The organism is Ekhidna sp. (genome assembly GCF_964218185.1).
Lineage (GTDB): Bacteria > Bacteroidota > Bacteroidia > Cytophagales > Cyclobacteriaceae > Ekhidna.
The window spans coordinates 1,071,083-1,087,136 of sequence record NZ_CAXPLV010000005.1; the positions used below are offsets into that span (position 1 = coordinate 1,071,083).

General features: G+C 40.5%; 15 protein-coding genes. 4 read left to right on the forward strand and 11 right to left on the reverse strand.

The annotated features are described in order from the left end of the window. Positions 1 to 43: 43 nt before the first annotated feature. From ACEQZT_RS10450 to ACEQZT_RS10460, 3 genes are all read right to left on the reverse strand, one after another. Positions 44 to 481: a DUF1801 domain-containing protein gene (locus ACEQZT_RS10450; RefSeq protein WP_370089369.1), complete on the reverse strand. Its 438-nt coding sequence runs from the start codon at positions 479 to 481 to the stop codon at positions 44 to 46. Positions 482 to 506: 25 nt separating this feature from the next. Further along, complete coding sequence (locus ACEQZT_RS10455; protein WP_370089370.1) at positions 507 to 1,124, reverse strand: hypothetical protein; 618 nt, start codon at positions 1,122 to 1,124, stop codon at positions 507 to 509. A gap of 118 nt (positions 1,125 to 1,242) precedes the next feature. Then, positions 1,243 to 1,623 carry a SnoaL-like domain-containing protein gene (locus ACEQZT_RS10460; protein WP_370089371.1) on the reverse strand — a complete coding sequence of 127 codons (381 nt, stop codon included), beginning with the start codon at positions 1,621 to 1,623 and terminating at the stop codon, positions 1,243 to 1,245. Positions 1,624 to 1,754: 131 nt separating this feature from the next. On the opposite strand from ACEQZT_RS10460, the gene ACEQZT_RS10465 reads away from it, so the two are divergent. Then, positions 1,755 to 2,630, forward strand: a complete 876-nt coding sequence (locus ACEQZT_RS10465; RefSeq protein ID WP_372530153.1) for a DUF6268 family outer membrane beta-barrel protein — start codon at positions 1,755 to 1,757, stop codon at positions 2,628 to 2,630. On the opposite strand, the gene ACEQZT_RS10470 is transcribed toward ACEQZT_RS10465, so the two are convergent. The 4 genes from ACEQZT_RS10470 to ACEQZT_RS10485 all read right to left on the reverse strand — a co-directional run bounded on the left by ACEQZT_RS10470 (position 2,631) and on the right by ACEQZT_RS10485 (position 6,086). Next, positions 2,631 to 3,770 carry a lycopene cyclase family protein gene (locus ACEQZT_RS10470; protein WP_370089373.1) on the reverse strand — a complete coding sequence of 380 codons (1,140 nt, stop codon included), beginning with the start codon at positions 3,768 to 3,770 and terminating at the stop codon, positions 2,631 to 2,633. A gap of 33 nt (positions 3,771 to 3,803) precedes the next feature. Then, positions 3,804 to 4,550 (reverse strand): LytR/AlgR family response regulator transcription factor, encoded by a 747-nt coding sequence (locus ACEQZT_RS10475; RefSeq protein ID WP_370089374.1) that lies wholly within the window; start codon positions 4,548 to 4,550, stop codon positions 3,804 to 3,806. Further along, the gene (locus tag ACEQZT_RS10480) at positions 4,547 to 5,566 is read right to left on the reverse strand and encodes a sensor histidine kinase (protein WP_370089375.1); all 1,020 of its coding nucleotides are present in this window, start codon (positions 5,564 to 5,566) and stop codon (positions 4,547 to 4,549) included. Before ACEQZT_RS10480 ends, ACEQZT_RS10475 begins: the two co-directional genes overlap by 4 nt. Before the next feature lie 106 nt (positions 5,567 to 5,672). Next, entirely contained in the window at positions 5,673 to 6,086 is a 414-nt protein-coding gene (locus ACEQZT_RS10485; protein WP_370089376.1) for a hypothetical protein, read from the reverse strand. Between the two features lie 222 nt (positions 6,087 to 6,308). Between ACEQZT_RS10485 and ACEQZT_RS10490 the strand changes: the two genes are divergently transcribed. From ACEQZT_RS10490 to ACEQZT_RS10500, 3 genes are read left to right on the forward strand one after another with little or no spacing between them, the layout of a single operon-like run. Then, positions 6,309 to 6,641 carry a PadR family transcriptional regulator gene (locus ACEQZT_RS10490; RefSeq protein WP_370089377.1) on the forward strand — a complete coding sequence of 111 codons (333 nt, stop codon included), beginning with the start codon at positions 6,309 to 6,311 and terminating at the stop codon, positions 6,639 to 6,641. Beyond that, positions 6,641 to 9,280 (forward strand): ABC transporter permease, encoded by a 2,640-nt coding sequence (locus tag ACEQZT_RS10495; RefSeq protein WP_370089378.1) that lies wholly within the window; start codon positions 6,641 to 6,643, stop codon positions 9,278 to 9,280. The genes ACEQZT_RS10490 and ACEQZT_RS10495 overlap by 1 nt, the downstream gene beginning before the upstream one ends. Before the next feature lie 24 nt (positions 9,281 to 9,304). After that, entirely contained in the window at positions 9,305 to 9,844 is a 540-nt protein-coding gene (locus tag ACEQZT_RS10500) for an HD domain-containing protein (RefSeq protein WP_370089379.1), read from the forward strand. Positions 9,845 to 9,872: 28 nt separating this feature from the next. Here the strand turns inward: ACEQZT_RS10500 and ACEQZT_RS10505 are convergent, their stop codons facing one another. The 4 genes from ACEQZT_RS10505 to ACEQZT_RS10520 form a co-directional block, all read right to left on the reverse strand. Then, complete coding sequence (locus ACEQZT_RS10505) at positions 9,873 to 10,577, reverse strand: DUF2490 domain-containing protein (RefSeq protein ID WP_370089380.1); 705 nt, start codon at positions 10,575 to 10,577, stop codon at positions 9,873 to 9,875. Positions 10,578 to 10,736: 159 nt separating this feature from the next. After that, entirely contained in the window at positions 10,737 to 11,375 is a 639-nt protein-coding gene (locus ACEQZT_RS10510) for a hypothetical protein (RefSeq protein WP_370089381.1), read from the reverse strand. Between the two features lie 23 nt (positions 11,376 to 11,398). Further along, on the reverse strand, positions 11,399 to 12,823 hold the full coding sequence (locus ACEQZT_RS10515; RefSeq protein WP_370089382.1) for a TolC family protein: 1,425 nt from the start codon (positions 12,821 to 12,823) through the stop codon (positions 11,399 to 11,401). Next, positions 12,820 to 16,047 carry an efflux RND transporter permease subunit gene (locus tag ACEQZT_RS10520; protein WP_370089383.1) on the reverse strand — a complete coding sequence of 1,076 codons (3,228 nt, stop codon included), beginning with the start codon at positions 16,045 to 16,047 and terminating at the stop codon, positions 12,820 to 12,822. The genes ACEQZT_RS10515 and ACEQZT_RS10520 overlap by 4 nt, the downstream gene beginning before the upstream one ends. Between the last annotated feature and the right edge of the window lie 7 nt (positions 16,048 to 16,054).

The window sequence follows — 16,054 nt, forward strand, 5'->3', positions numbered from 1 at the left end:
CCCAATAGAGTGTGTTTTGTTGAGCTAAGGTGCGGGAGATGTTTTATTCATCCACTCCCAATCCCAACAACGGTAGCTTCTTTACCTTATGGTACCTCAATGCCGCTTTAATGCACTCTTTCAGTTCCTTTTCAGGTACTTCATCATTAAGCTTAAATACGATAGCTCGGGTAGTCTCATAGTTGAATAAATCACCAAAGGCTAGCTGAAAGGATGGGACGAGTTTGCTGGTGCACTTGAAGTACATTGCATACTGATCAGGCTTCTTCTCTTTCCAGTCGATGCGGATGGTACTTCCATGTTTGCTGAGGTAACTCGGCTCTCCCCACTTCAGGGTTTCTTCCAAATCCGTTATTCCGATTTCATCGGCAGTTTCCAGAATGAGCTTGCGGAGATGAGCAAGTTTCTCCTTTGCCTGTAGAGGGTAGGTGGCGAAGGCGTGTTTAGCTATAGGATCGGATGTGATTTGGAGATTCTTCAAGAGTGTAAACTTTTAAAGTTATTTATTACTCTTCCCATGAGTACTTAAGTGTGTCACTATCTAATAAAGTAATCTCATTATTTCCAAAATTGTAATAGGTTGTTATTGTATCTGATAAATACAATGTTTTGCCATCGTTAATAATATCTGAAAATGTAAATGAAGAAGTTTGGACAACTAATGAATCAGCTGATTTAAAAATGAGATTTGAAACTTTTTCGAGAGATGATGTTACGAGAACATTTAGATATTCTCCAACTAAGACTGCCTCAGATTTTAAATCATCATTGTTAAAATAGTATAGTTTTATTGCCTTATTTGTGTCAAATGAATCTCGTGCTTGATATTCGAGTAAGATAAAGTTCTTTCTATTGAGTTCAATAGAGTAAATATTATGACTCTTTTTGAATTGACTAATGAAGAATTTTCTTTTCATTTTAACATTTGATTCTCTGTATAAATTCTCATAAAGTTTCCATCCATTAAACGAGTCATTTTGAGCTAATAAATTCTCCTGATTTTTTCTAACATTTTCAAGTTTGGTTAAATCTTGATTAGCTAATTTCTTCATGTTTAACTCCATTCCGAATTGAAACGCAATAGTTGCAGTCAGGATTGATAGAAAAATGATCGCAATTTTCATAGTTATTGAATTAGATAATGCTTTGGTAAGTTAAAGTCAGATATTGAATCCTATCAAAAGAAACACATAAACCGCCATCTCTGACGGTTTATGCATTATAATTCTTCCAGGCTTTGATCTAAGCAAACTCAGGCATGGGCGTATAGAAGAATTGCTCTTTTACCACCTTTCCATCGTTTACCTCATACACGCATATCTCATCCATGTTGATGGGCTCATTCATGTCTTTCAGTGTCACTTTAGATTTCATGGTCATAGAGAAGAAATTCTCCGCAACGATAGGATCTGATATTTCCATGGTATGAAATTCGGCTACCATTCCATGCCACTCTTCGGCTTTTTTGGCAATGGCTTCAAGCCCCTGAACCGTGCCCCAGAAAGCACCTTCCGGCTCTACACTTTTGATTTCAGGAGAGTAAAATTTCTTAATACATTCTTCCCATTTTCCATCTTTGCACAGGGCTACAAATTCATCGGCTACTTCTTGTGTTGTCATCATTTTGTTGATTAATAGTTGAACATGACACAAAAAAATCCATCTGAGTGACAGCCTTATGTCACCGGTTTTGTCGAAATAGTAAAATATCTAAAAGATCGGCTCATTTTTTTAGCGATTTTAGCAAATTCAAAATGCGAGCACCCTCCTTTTTATTTGTCATGACTTGCCTCTGCTGGGGGTGTTTTTGTCAGTACTTGGATCTGGCAAAAGCGGAGTATAGTTACCTACCAGGAGAGAATGCGAACTTTGAATATCAGCGTCAGCATGTGCTATTCAACGTGCCTTTTAAGGTCAGCGAGAAGGCTTACTTTTTTGTAGGGCTGGATTATAGTGCCATTCAGTTTAAGTTTCACGAAGATCAGGACTCGTACGACAAGGAGGAAGTTGAAAACTTTACATCACTGGATTTAGCCTTTTCATATATTTATGAGCTAAAGAATGACTGGTATTTGGGAATGAAGCTGGCGCCATCTTTCACCAGCAATTTAGAGATGAAACTGGAGAGTGGAGATTTCCTTTTGTCTGGTCTTGTGGTTTTCGTTAAGGACAAAATGGATACTGAGGTGGTGAAGAAGCCTCATCGGATCATCGCGGGTATGTACTACACCACAACAAGTCGGTTTCCAGCCCCATTTCCATTTTTTAGCTATTATAGAAAATTCCACGAGAGGTGGTCTTACACTGTTGGAGCGCCATCATCAAATTTGAAATACTACCTTGGAGAGAAGAACCGGTTTCAGCTTTATGCTGAAGGAGATGGATTCAATGCCCATATTCAGAACGGAGTGCTTGTGAATGATGCTCTCTTTGCAGATCGGATCCGAATGTTTTTAATATTGGCCGGCTTGCGATATGAATACAGTATATCTAAGCATTTTGAAGCTTATCTAAATTTGACCCGCACGGTTTTTTCTGATGTGCAATTGCGCGATGGGAAAGACAATGTGTTTGTGCCTAACATTGATAATGCCATGCTCTACAGGGTAGGGGTAAGGTGCAAGATTTGATTATCGCCAAAAAGTACTCAAAAACGCCTTCCAAAATTGAGGTCTGTTGAGTGAAAACATGACTCTCAAATCTTCAGAAATATTACTTTCTTCATCCAGAAATCGAAAGACCGACTGAATGTTCGGTTTGGTGTAGAGTCTTGTGAAAATGTCTTCCCCCAGGTCGTTTCTCTTACTCAACACATTCAAAAAAATGGAATCATATCCTCGAAACCTTGAAGTGGCTATTCCTTTTTCAGGTCTGTTTCCACTTTTTATGTTTTCAATCATCATGGAAGAGTACCGGTCAGCATTTTTAAATGAATACCCGGATGATGGACGTACCCAGCCTCCTGCAGTGCCAATCTTGGTAATGTTTTTTGAGTGATGCTTATAAAACGGATAGTCAGACATAGGAATTTGTCCCTGCTCCACTTCTTTGATCTGGAATGTCTTTAGCTGAAGATGCTGGTCTATATACTTTTTCAAGTACTCATCATACTCATCATCGGGTAGGAGGTGGTTATTGAAGAGGGTAAATTCTACCAGTGCTTCCGTCTCTGAAATAGGTAGAACATAAGTGAAGCTTGTGCTGTCTTTCCACTTCAGGCGATAGTCCATCATCACAAATGAATCAGGATTGAAGCAAGTAGATTCTGACTGAATAAACCACCCCTTGAAATGCTGAATGAGTGAATGGTATTTCGTCTGCTTTTCCAAAAAGGATTCAGGAATCCGACTGTCAAAAACATGATTGGCTGAGTATGAGTTTTTTGTGCCAATGATCGACTGTTCTTCAATGTGACCTACAGAATCTTTGACCCAGTCTACGTTCTCAGCTTTCGCAATAATGGCCTTTGCATACGCATAGAAGTTGGCAGATCGAACCATTTTATAGCGATAGGGTGTCAGCTCAAAATCGATGGTCTTTTCCTGATTTATAAACTGCCCAAAACTCCAGGTGTGCGTGGCTAGCTGATCCCAAATGGTTTCTCCCTTTTCCCAAAAGCACCACGTTCGATCATTAGCGACCTTATCATCTTTGTCCAGAATCAAAATTCGCTTTTCGGAAAAGAAATCATCCTGAATCATCTTCAAGGTCAGTTGGAGTCCGGCAGCTCCGGCACCTATGATTGCATAGTCGTATTGAGGGTGATTCATCTCAGATAAAGATAAGGACGTGGGCTTTAATCACTACCGATCCAGCCACTCTTTAAACGCCTTCACTTTTTCTCTGCTGACTATTACTTGTTCGGAAAATTCCGGTTTCAACGTAAGTAGTAGTCGATTATTGAAATATGAATCAATAGAGGTGATGTAATCATCGCAGATGATCATGTGGCGATTGATACGGAAGTATCGTTCAGGATCAAGGATTTTTTGGAGCTCGTCCAGGGAATGATCGATAATTAGCGACTCACTTTTCAGCGTCCGCAAGTAGCTTGTGCTGGATTCACTGTAGAAATAAGCAATATCTTCAACCCCTACAGATTGGAATTTGTGGCCTGTTTTAACAAGAAATTTCTTCTTGTACCCACTCTGAAGCTGAGATTTTAAGTTGCGTACCATTTGGCTTATATCGGCCTGACTCTGCACTTTTTTGAGCTTTGCAACAGCTGCGATCAGGTCTTCAGATTTTATGGGCTTCAGCAAGTAATCAACGCTGTTATATTTAAAAGCGTCCAGTACATACTTATCAAATGCGGTGGTGAAAATAACTCTTGGGAAAGACTCCAGTGCATCTAGAATATCGAATCCTGTCCCATCGCCAAGCTGAATGTCGAGGAATAAAACATCTGGACTTTCATTCTCCTCAAGCCACTTTTTGGCTGAACCCACTGAATAAAATGTCTGGATGACTTTGAGCGAGGTATGCTCCAAGATCAGCTTTTTCAAGCGCTCGGCAGTCAGTTGTTCATCCTCTATGATTACGGCATTCATGATCGCGATAAAGGTAGTCGAACTTGGAACGAACCCTCATGGTCCATGATCTCTAGTCCACGGCCGGAGGAAAGCATTAGTCTGTTAGAAAGGTTTTTCAACCCAATTTGAGTGCTTGAAGACAGGTGTTCTTTTTTACGCTTTTTGTTTTCCACAACGATGGCCCTCTCTTCATCATTTCGGATATGAATGATTAATGGGTCTTCTACAGAGAAGGCGTTGTGCTTTACTGCGTTTTCAATCAGTATTTGGATGGACATAGGGGGTACAAGGATATCTTTTTGATTTAGGTTCAGGTTCTTTTCAATAACAATCGCCGACCTGTGCCTCATGGATAGAAGAAAGATGTAGCTGTCCAGAAATGCGAGCTCTTCCGACAGGGAAACCACCGTTTTTTCATCATTTTCCAGGATGTACCGATACATATCTGATAGCTTGGAAATAAACTCAACTGCGGATTTAGAGTCATCTTCGACAAGTGAAGTAAGAACGCTGAAGCTATTGAATAAGAAATGCGGATTGACTTGATTTTTCAGACTTTCCAGTTTGGCAGCTGCTAGTTCTTTTTGAATTTGTTCCTTTTCCCTTGCTGCCCTGATCGCGTTTCTTACGTAGAGAATAATAATCTCATAGGCGATGATCAAAAGTGAAATGACAAAACCCTGAGCAGTATTGACAAGGAAACTGCCATAATAGTGTTCAGGACAGCAGCTGATGTATTCCAGAATGTTGTCATAGATAAATGCGAACAAAAACACCAAAGGCAACACCAGAAGTGTTGCCTTTGTAGAAAGAATATATAATCCTTTACTAGAGTTTATGCTTGTTTTGTTGCTGGTAGCATAGATATAGCGAGCTACTATTTCCCATAGTGCAAGAATGACAATAACTGTATAGGCAAGTGAGATCCAAGTTCCCTTATCCCAATGGAACAATTCGTCCCTGGAGACATCTCTTGTTACCTTAAAGAACAAGAAAACAAAGACGGCAATAGTTAGCCTATACCAATATTTCATGTGTATTATGTGATTTTTTATTCGTACACATGGAATTCGCAATAAAACTCATCTAACCAAGTTATACTCGGCCTGATGAGTTTACCGCTCATTTCATTAAGCTAATTTACTCTCCATCTTTCGATGCTACTGCCTGTGCAGCAACAACATTGAATGAAAGTGTAGTTCCGGTCACTTTTTGAGTTCCGGTACTTCTTGCAGAAACAGTAGAAGTGTATTGTCCAGATTTCACATTTTCTGCAGATACTTTTACAGTATAGTGATCTACATCATTTGCATCTTGAGCTACTTCAAATGTCAATCCTGAGCTACTAAGGAGTTTAGGAGCTAAGAATTCTGCTCTTTTGGCAAACTTGGATCGAACCAGCCAAAGGTCGAATGTGGCTTCTCCACCTTCGTCCAGATTTATGGTATAATCTTCCACATAAATTTTCGCACCTTTTTTGGGAGCTTCAAAATTTTGAGCCATTGCTAGCGTGCCTAATAGAAGAAGAGAAAGGAATGTGATATGCTTTTTCATAATAGTGATTTTTATCATTTCTTAATACAAATGACACGAGTATTCATCACTTCAGAATCATGCAATTGGCTGGAATGCCTCATAATCTACTGAACTGTCAATTATGGTTATTGAATTGAATTGATCTATTATTTATACAAATAATGAAAAAATAAAACCTTTCAATCTTTTGTTGCGTATTCATTTTTCATACATTTAATGAATTAATCAATTTCTGTAGAAATGAAAGGAACCAATCTTGGTGAATTTGAAGAAATCGTACTTCTTACCATTGCTTCACTTATGGAGGAGGCTTATAGCGTAAACATTGTAGATGAAATAGCTGATGTGACAGGCCGCAAGACCAAACTTGGTGTGGTACACGCTGTACTCAAGCGACTGGAGGATAAAGGACTAATAACTTCAGAGCTGGGTGAGCCTACCAAAGAGAGGGGAGGAAGACGTAAGCGATTTTTCACTGTCTCACATGCTGGAAAAGTAGCTTTGATGAAAGCCAAAGAACAGCGAGACAGACTGTGGGGTAAAATTCCTGAGTTGGTATTTCAAGGAATCTAATGAAGGACGAAATCAAAGGGCCGCCACGCTGGATGGATAGAATCATTGAATTCTACTGTCGAAAGGATCTGCTAGAGGATCTGCAGGGCGATTTGCATGAATACTATTTCAGAAACCTCGAAAGAAGCAGAGGTAAAGCAAACCTTATTTTCTTTCTCGATGTGCTCAAATTCTGCAGACTTTACACCATTCGAAAACCCAAAATACTAGGACAAATGACATTTTTTAATCTGCTGGGCAATTACTTCAAGACAAGTGTCAGGAGTATTGCCAGAAACAAACTATTCTCATCTATCAACATCGTTGGACTGGCCATATCCATGTCAGTTGGACTTCTTATGATTACTTACATTGGAGAGACGCTCACCTTCGATGAATTCCATGAGAAGAAGGATCGAATTTATCGGGTGACTTCTACCTATTCTAGCATCACAGGGGATGATCCATTTGATCTGGCATCTACATCTGTTTTCATAGGCGAGAAGCTCAGGAATGAATATTCTGGTTTTGAAAAGGTGCTGATTATGCGCCGAAACTTCAATGCCGACATATCCAAGGGTGAAAATATCATCAATGTTCGTGGGCACTATTCGTCTCCTGAATTTTTTGATGTGTTTTCGTTTGATCTTAAATCAGGAGATCCTAAAACAGCACTCGTAGAACCATATTCTATCATTCTTACAGAGAAGGCCGCAACTAAGCTATTTAAAGATGAAGATCCGGTGGGCCAGCTAGTGACCTCCGGAGAAGACACGTATACTGTAACTGGCCTTATGGCTGAGGTGCCACACAACTCTCATATGCAGTTTGAAGCATTGGCTTCTATGTCTACACTTGAGAACAAGTACAGAAACGACGAAAACTCTACTTTTTTTACATGGCGGAGCATCTGGATGAACTATGTGTATGTTTTGCTGGAAGAGGGTAGCACACCAGATCAGATCAATAATTATTTAACAGAAATAGCAGTTGAGGAAAACGCTAAAACAGATCGATATACGATTACTCACGAAGTTGAAAATTTAAGTGAGATTGCTCCCGGCCGGGACCTTTCCAATCAAATAGGTCCCAGTATTACGTGGGAGAGTATTTATCAGCTTTTAGGTCTCACCCTGATCGTTATTTTATCAGCGTGCTTTAATTATACCAATCTCTCCATTGCCAGAGCACTGCGAAGAGCAAAAGAGGTAGGAATCAGGAAAGTAGTGGGTGCTTCTCAGTCTCAGGTGCTTACCCAGTTTGTATTTGAAGCTATTTTGATAGCAGTTCTTTCGCTCGTTATCGCAGGTGGATTGTACCTTTTGATTAAACCAGAATTTGTTACTTCAGTAGTGGATGAGGAGAATGTAATGATGGAATTCAGGTGGATAAATCTTGTTTATTTCATTGTCTTCGCAATCTCCATTGGATTTATCTCTGGTATTTTGCCATCTCTCGTTCTCTCAAAATTAAAAGCCATCTCAATTCTTCAGGACGCTTCTAAACTTAGGTTGTTTAAAGGGGTGAGTCTTCGCAGAATGTTGATTGTATTTCAGTTTGCCATATCCATGGCTCTCATCATTGGAGCCACTATTACCTATCGTCAGTACAACTTTTCCATCAATTATGATTTAGGATTTACTTCTGAGAATATTCTTAATCTTGAGCTGATGGGTAACGATTCCCAAAAATTGATGACCGAATTGAAAAAGCTGCCTGAAGTGATGGATGTGTCACGATCTGGCATGATTCCAAGTACCGGAGAGATATGGGGAGACGAGCTCAAATACAATGATCCTATGGATTCAGTGTCTTTTTATTTCAATCCTGTTGATAAAAATTACCCGCTGATACATGAAATGAAATTTTTGGCCGGAGGCACATTCCCCTACAATAAGAAGGAGGAGGAAGACCCAAAGTTTATTATCATAGATCGGTCATTGAGTGAGCGCTTTGGTTTTAGTGCCCCAGGTGATGCTTTAGGAGAGGTTCTTTACCTGCAACGAAGGATTGAAGATGATATTCCGCTTCAGGTTGTGGGGGTAATAGAAAATTATCAGTACCAGAATTTGTCCAGTGATGCGGAACCAACCGCTTTAATTCATGGGGGTGAAGATGATTTTCAGTACATCAATATGGTTGTGAGCTCAACAGATATTATTGGGATGATGACCAAGATGGAGAAAATATGGACGGGAATCGAGAAACTTCATCCCTTTAAGGCGGAGTTTATGAACGATCAAATCCAGGATTCATATGCTCATTATAGGGTTTTGTTTCGCATATTCACTTTTCTGGCCATTCTGGCCATTGCGATTTCCACTATGGGGCTTTTAGGCATGGCTGTTTTCACTACCGAGACCCGAATAAAAGAGGTCAGTATTCGAAAGGTGCTTGGTGCTTCTGAGAAGAATCTGGTTATGATCCTGTCTAGAAGCTTCATGTTGATGTTGTTTATTTCTGCAGTTATTGCGATCCCATTCACTTACTATCTGTTTGCTGAGCATATTTTGTCGGAGTTCAAAAAACGAATAGATATTGGTCCCATGGAACTATTGCCAGGAGTAATTCTCATATTTTTAATTGGTTTTTTAACCATCAGTTGGCAAACAGTAAAAGCAGCGAAAGCAAATCCGGCTGATATGCTCCGAGACGAGTAGTGTACTTTTCAGTATTTTCATGGTATGGATAAAAAAGAAGCAAGAACCATTCTTGAATCAATGACTGAAGGAGAAAGTCTCCTTCGTCATGCGCGAACGGTAGAATTGGTGATGGAAGCTTATGCTGAAAAATTTGGAGAGGATCCGGAAGAGTGGGCGATTACCGGAATGCTCCACGATGCAGACTATGAAAAATATCCTGAAGAGCACCCGAATCGAATTGTGGCACTGCTGAAAGAAAAAGGAGAAGAGAAGATTGCGCATGCAATATCAGCACACTATACCAAGTGGAATGTGTCTTATGATACTACGCTGGATAAAGCACTTCTCGCATGTGATGAGCTTACTGGATTTGTTGTAGCCTGCTGTCAGGTGAGACCGGAAGGAGTCGAAACCCTGACTGCCAAATCAGTGAAAAAAAAGCTAAAACAAGCAAGCTTTGCTGCGAAGGTTGAACGTGACGAGATAGCAGCAGGTGTAGAGATGTTAGGGGTGGACATGACTGAGCATATCACGTTCATCATCGAAGTGCTGAAAAGAAATAAAGTCGAGTTAGGGATATAAAAAAAGGCCATCTAGGATGGCCTTTTTTTTAAAAATCGTATTGAAAAGTCAATTGGAGTGATGGGTGACGTTCTACTATCCCACCACCACTGGCATGCTGGTGTAGATAGGCAAGCTGAATATTTCCATTTCCAACATTTCGACCTAGCCCCAGATATATCCAGTTTTGATTATATTCTGCTTGCTTGAATTGCTTATCTGCAGATACCCACAGCTCATCAAAAATATGAATGAAGTAATCCTCACTGATCGGCTTCCTCAAAGTAAGTCGGTATCTAAACCGATTGCTGAAACTATAGCCATCAATCACTGTGTTTCCCGGACTTTCCTCCACAAAGTCACCCTGATATCGGTGTTCCATCCGGTATCGATGTGAGAGTGTTGACTTCCCTAAAGATTGATTGACGGTCACTTGTTCCCAGAAATTATGCTCCGGTTGGGTAATTGGCCTGGGATATTTCCCGTATGGGTGAGTTTCGATATAAGAATATCCAACAGAATAAACGACACTTTCTCCAGGCTTAAAATTCACAAAGGGTCTAAGAATAAATTGCTTTTTTTCACTCATAAATTCGGTTCTTCGAATGTGCAATTCGTTCCCTACTGTCCATTGATCATCAATTTGGTAATGATTTAGCATCAGAAACCAGAATTCAGGATCGCCATGGGTTTCCTGAGCCTGTGGTTTACTTGCACATATTAGTCCGAGCGCTAGAATCACTATTTTTCTCATTCGTTTTTTTGTTTGCAAACATCATGAAAAATTAATTGACTGTCTTAAAAGTTTGTACGTCTATTTTATTAGTTGTTGTATAAAAAAGCCAGGCCATTAAAATTGGCCCGGCTCCCTAACCTAGGACACACTGGTGTCCAACTAACTCAAATCTTTATTTTATTGTTGATTTGCTATCACCACGTCAATTGCCTTAATCATTTTATCAAGTGCAAGTGTGTATTCTGCTGGTGATACAGACTTGTCTTTTAGCAAACGCTCCATTTCATTGAAAACTTGCTTTTCGATTGCAAATTGAATTGAGTCACCTTTCCAATATGGATTGTGAAATAGCATGGCATTTTTTACATGGAGTTGAGCATACTTCAGGGCAATATTTGCTTCATAGATATGATTGGTCTCCGCATACATTTCAGAAACCTCTAATTCAGCATGAGCCAAATTATTAAGCGCAAATTCAAAGGAAGATCGTAATTCATTCGAATCGATCGAATCACGTATGATGCTCTTATGAACATTTTCCAACCTCTCTATTGCGCTTTCGAGCTTTTCGAAACTTGATTTATCTACGTCGCTCTCCAACTTCCAAATCGATTGTATGGCCTTCTCCAGATTGAAAGCACTCATTTCATGTCTATCCTTCTCCTCATAGTATTCGACATTTTTTAGATATGAATCTGGCATTTTAGCCGATTCGTTTAGCGTGGGGTGTTCGTTTTCACGCTGTTGTCCACCCACATAAATGATGACAAAAAAGGTAACTATACCCAATGTGATCCAAATAAATTGCTTTTTCATATCAGTAAGTTTTTATTTAAAATTCAATTCCATCCTCCACCCAGAGCTCTATAAATATTGATCCATGCATGTGTTTGTTGCATTTTAGTTTCGACCAAATCAAATCGTGATTCCAGCGCCTCACGTTGTGTTAATAGCACTTCCATATAATCGGCTCTTGCCGATTTGAATAGGTTGTTTGAAATATCAACTGACTCTGTTAATGCTTGAACCTGTAGCTCTTTCAAATCATAGCTTTTTTTAAGGTTATCAATATTTGATAGTTGATTCACGACCTCTATAAAGGCATTCAAAACAGTTTGCTCATAATTATAAACAGCCTGTATTTGCTGTGCATTTGCGCTGTTATAGACTGCTTTTATTGCGTTTCTATTGATAGCTGGTGCCACTATATCTCCAAACATCGAGTACATCAGTGACTCAGGTGTGGTCAATAGATATTTAGCATTAAAAGCTTGATAACCTATCCCTGCAGTAATTCCAACGGAAGGATAGAATTTAGCTTTTGCTACGTGGATATCCAGCTTGGCAGCCGCTAACTCCAGCTCTGCCTGCCTGATGTCCGGTCGGTTTTCCAGCAATTGAGATGGTATCCCAGCCATGATCGAGTCTGGTACCGGATCACTAAACTTTTGCAAGTCTCTAACGATTGGCTGAGGGTACCTCCCTAGTAAGAAGTTGATTCGATTCTCAGTTTCCACAATCAACTGGCGAATCTCAAATTCAAGGCTTTTGGTGTCCAATACTTGAGCTTCAAACCGCTTCACAGCCAATTCAGTAACCCGTGCAGATTGTTTTTGCAACTTTACTACTTCTAAAGCGTCACTTTGGATTTGAATATTTTGCATTACAATCTCAAGCTGACTGTCAAGAGCAAGCAATTCATAATATGAATTTGCTATCTCAGCAATCAGGTTTGTAACCATGAAATTCCGACCCTCAACTGAAGAGAGATACCTTACAAGGGCAGACTTTTTGGCATTGCGAAGCTTTCGCCAAACATCTAGCTCCCATCTTGCTCGGGCTCCTATCATGAAGTCAGGTAATGGTTCCGGGAACTCTTTTCCCTCTTTGATTTGAAGATTTTCCTCTACTGCTCCATCACGAGTATAATGGCCTACCTTTTCTATCCCCGCTCCGGCTCCTACATCTACAAAAGGGAGGTATTCTCCTTTTCTTGCTCTCACTTCATTTTTAGCAACCTCCAGTTCTTGCAAGAAAATGTTTAATTCCTGGTTTTTTGAAAGGGCTGTATCAATGAGAGCGATGAGGTATTCATCATTGAAATATGTTCTCCAATTTGTCTTTGCAGTATTAGTAGTATCTCTTTTACCAGCGTACTGTTCAGGAACTACCTTGTTAGCTTCTTGTATTGAAAGTTTTGGTACGCATGAGTACGCAACCAATGCAATCAAAATATATCCTTTATTTAAAGTTCTTGTAATCATTGGTCTGTATTTAAAGTGCTCTTTTCTTTTTCAACCATATTGTCCAGCAGCTTATCTCGCTGAACATTCACCTGAACATATTCTTCTGAGAATGGCTCATTGTGTTCTCCACTTATCAGGTTTCGTCCTTCCGCTAGTTTGGCGAATATGTAATACAGTCCAGGTATGATCACCACACCTAGCAATGTTCCCAAAAGCATACCGCCTAATGCTGAAGATCCGATGGTTTGATTCCCTACTGCACCCGCACCTTGAGAAAGGACTAAGGGAATAAGGCCTGCAATGAATGCAAAAGATGTCATTAGGATTGGTCTAAAACGAACCTTGGCTCCTTCGATTGCAGCTTCAAGAATAGTTGCTCCTTGATGTTGTTTCTGAACGGCAAACTCTACAATTAGCACCGCATTTTTGCCTAGCAATCCGACGAGCATAATCAGCCCAATCTGGGCATACACATCGTTGGCCAGCCCCATCATTTTAAGTAAGAGGAATGAACCGAAAATACCTATCGGAAGAGATAAAATAACTGCCAGTGGAAGTAGGAAGCTCTCGTACTGAGCTGCCAATACCAGGTATACGAAAATGAGAACTATAATAAAGATGTACAGTGCTTCATTTCCTCGTTTTGATTGATCATACGAGAGATCTTCCCATGCTATGTCGTATCCTCTTGGTAAATTTTCATTGGCAACCTCCTGGATGGCGCTCATCGCATCACCAGTCGTGTAACCTTTAGCGGGAAGTCCTCGGATGGAAGCTGAGTTGTACAGATTATATCTGGTTATTTCATTTGGTCCCTGTTTTTTTATCAGCTTCATAAATGAAGAGTAGGGAACCATCTCGCCATGCTCATTTTTCACAAACAAATCCTGAAGATCGGATGGGTATCGCCTGTACTCCGGACCTGCCTGCACATACACCTTGAAAAATCGCCCAAACCGGATAAAGCCTTGCTCGTAGGTACTACCGATCATGATATTTAAGTTCTCCATGGCCTTACCAATCGATACACCTTTCTGCATTGCTGCGTCATTGTCAATCTCCAGCTCGTACTGAGGATAATTTGCAGCATAAAAAGTGAATAGCCCAGCTAGCTCTTCTCTTTCTCTTAATGCATCCATGAAGCTATTGTTGATTTTCTCGAACTCCTGATAGTCGTTGGTATTCGTTTTATCCAGCATCCGTAGAGAGAAGCCGCCCGAAGTTCCAAAGCCCGGAACTGCAGGAGGTTCAAAGAATTCTACAATTGCACCCAGATTTCTTGTTTTTTCCTCCAGTTCTTCCATGATTTCATGGACTGAATGCTTACGATCGGACCAGTTTTTTAGATTGATCAAGCAAGTTCCTGCATTTGATCCTCGGCCTTCTGTCATGATTTCATAGCCTGCAAGTGCAGAGACTGACTCAATCCCGTCAATTTCTTCGCAAATTTGCTGGAGCTCCTGCGACAGCTTATTGGTTCGCTCCAGGGTGGCTCCCGGAGGCGTTTGGATAATGGCGTAAATCGTTCCCTGATCTTCATTTGGTATGAATCCGGAAGGAAGGACTCGGTTTTGCAAAAAAATACCCACTCCAAAGGCTATTAAAATGCCAAAAGTGACAAGTCGTCGAGTCACGATTTTCCTTAGCAGTCGCACATATTTGTTGGTCATTTCATCAAATCCCCGATTGAATAAATGAAGCCCTCTAAAAATGAAAGATTTTTTCTTTTCATGACCATGAGTATTCTTCAAAAGCATGGCGCATAGGACTGGGGTGAGGGTCAACGCGACAATTGCAGAAAGTACAATGGAGCTGGCCATCGTAATACCAAATTGCCGGTAAAAAGTGCCAACAGGCCCAGGCATAAAAGTTATCGGAAGAAATACAGATGCCATTACCATTGTAATGGCGATGATCGCACCACTGATCTCACCCATTACGGCTTTCACTGCATTGTATGGTGATAGATTCTCTGTCTCCATCTTAGCGTGCACAGCTTCCACCACCACAATTGCATCATCCACTACAATACCAATAGCTAGCACAAGTGCAAAAAGTGTGATAAGATTTATGGAGAGTCCAAACAGCTGCATGAAGAAGAATGCACCAATTAATGATACGGGTACAGCTAAAATGGGAATTAGGGTTGAGCGCCAATCTCCAAGAAATAGAAACACCACAAGAGCAACCAATATAAATGCATCACGAAGTGTATGAGTTACTTGTTCAATGGAGGCATCAAGGAAATTTGATACATCATAGCTGATTTTATAATCCATCCCCGGAGGAAAGGACTCCCGCATAACTTCCAGGTTTTGTTTTACTTCGTCAATTACTTCAGAAGCATTGCTGCCCACCGTCTGCTTTAGCACAATAGAAGCGGCAGGGTACCCATCCAGATTTGAGTAGATATCAAAAAACTCACTGCTTAATTCAACTTCGGCGATATCCTTAAGTCGAATGATTTCACCTTCTTCATTTTCACGAATGATTATATCCTCATACTGATGAGCCTGATTATATCGCTCCTGATAGACTAGTACATATTCAATGGCCTGTGCTTCTTTTCCTGAACTTTGTCCTAGCCGCCCGGGACGTCCAATTATACTTTGCTCCAGCATGGATTCCATCACTTCCTCGGCGGAAATTTTGTACGCGCGCATCCGATCCGGTTTTAGCCAGACCCTCATTGCAAATTGACGACTACCAAGAATCTGAGCCCTGGCGATCCCTTTAATTCTTTGGATTTCAGGGATGAGGTTCACATTGGCATAGTTGTATAAAAACTTCTCATCATCCTCTTTATTGGTACTATACAGGTTGACATACATCAACATGCTGGGCTGGATTGGAGTAATGATAACCCCCTCTCTTTGTACAAGCGGAGGAAGCAGCGGCATTACCTGATCTACCCGGGTTTTTACCCTTATTACTGCCTGATTAGGGTCTGTCCCAGGCTCAAAAATCACCCTAATCGTTGCTTCTCCGGCACTGGTCGCATCTGAGGAAATATACCTCATATCTTGTACGCCATTTATCGCCTGTTCCAGCGGTATGAGTGTTGAATTAACCAAAACCGAGGCACTAGAGCCGGGATAGGCAATGAATATGTTTACGGTGGTTGGAGCAATCTCAGGAAACTGTGAAATTGGTAAAGTCTTGATCGCTAAACCTCCTGTGAATAGTAGTAGAAGTGAAATGACGATGGCCATCACAGGCCTGTGTATTATTCTGCTAAACATGTTAATT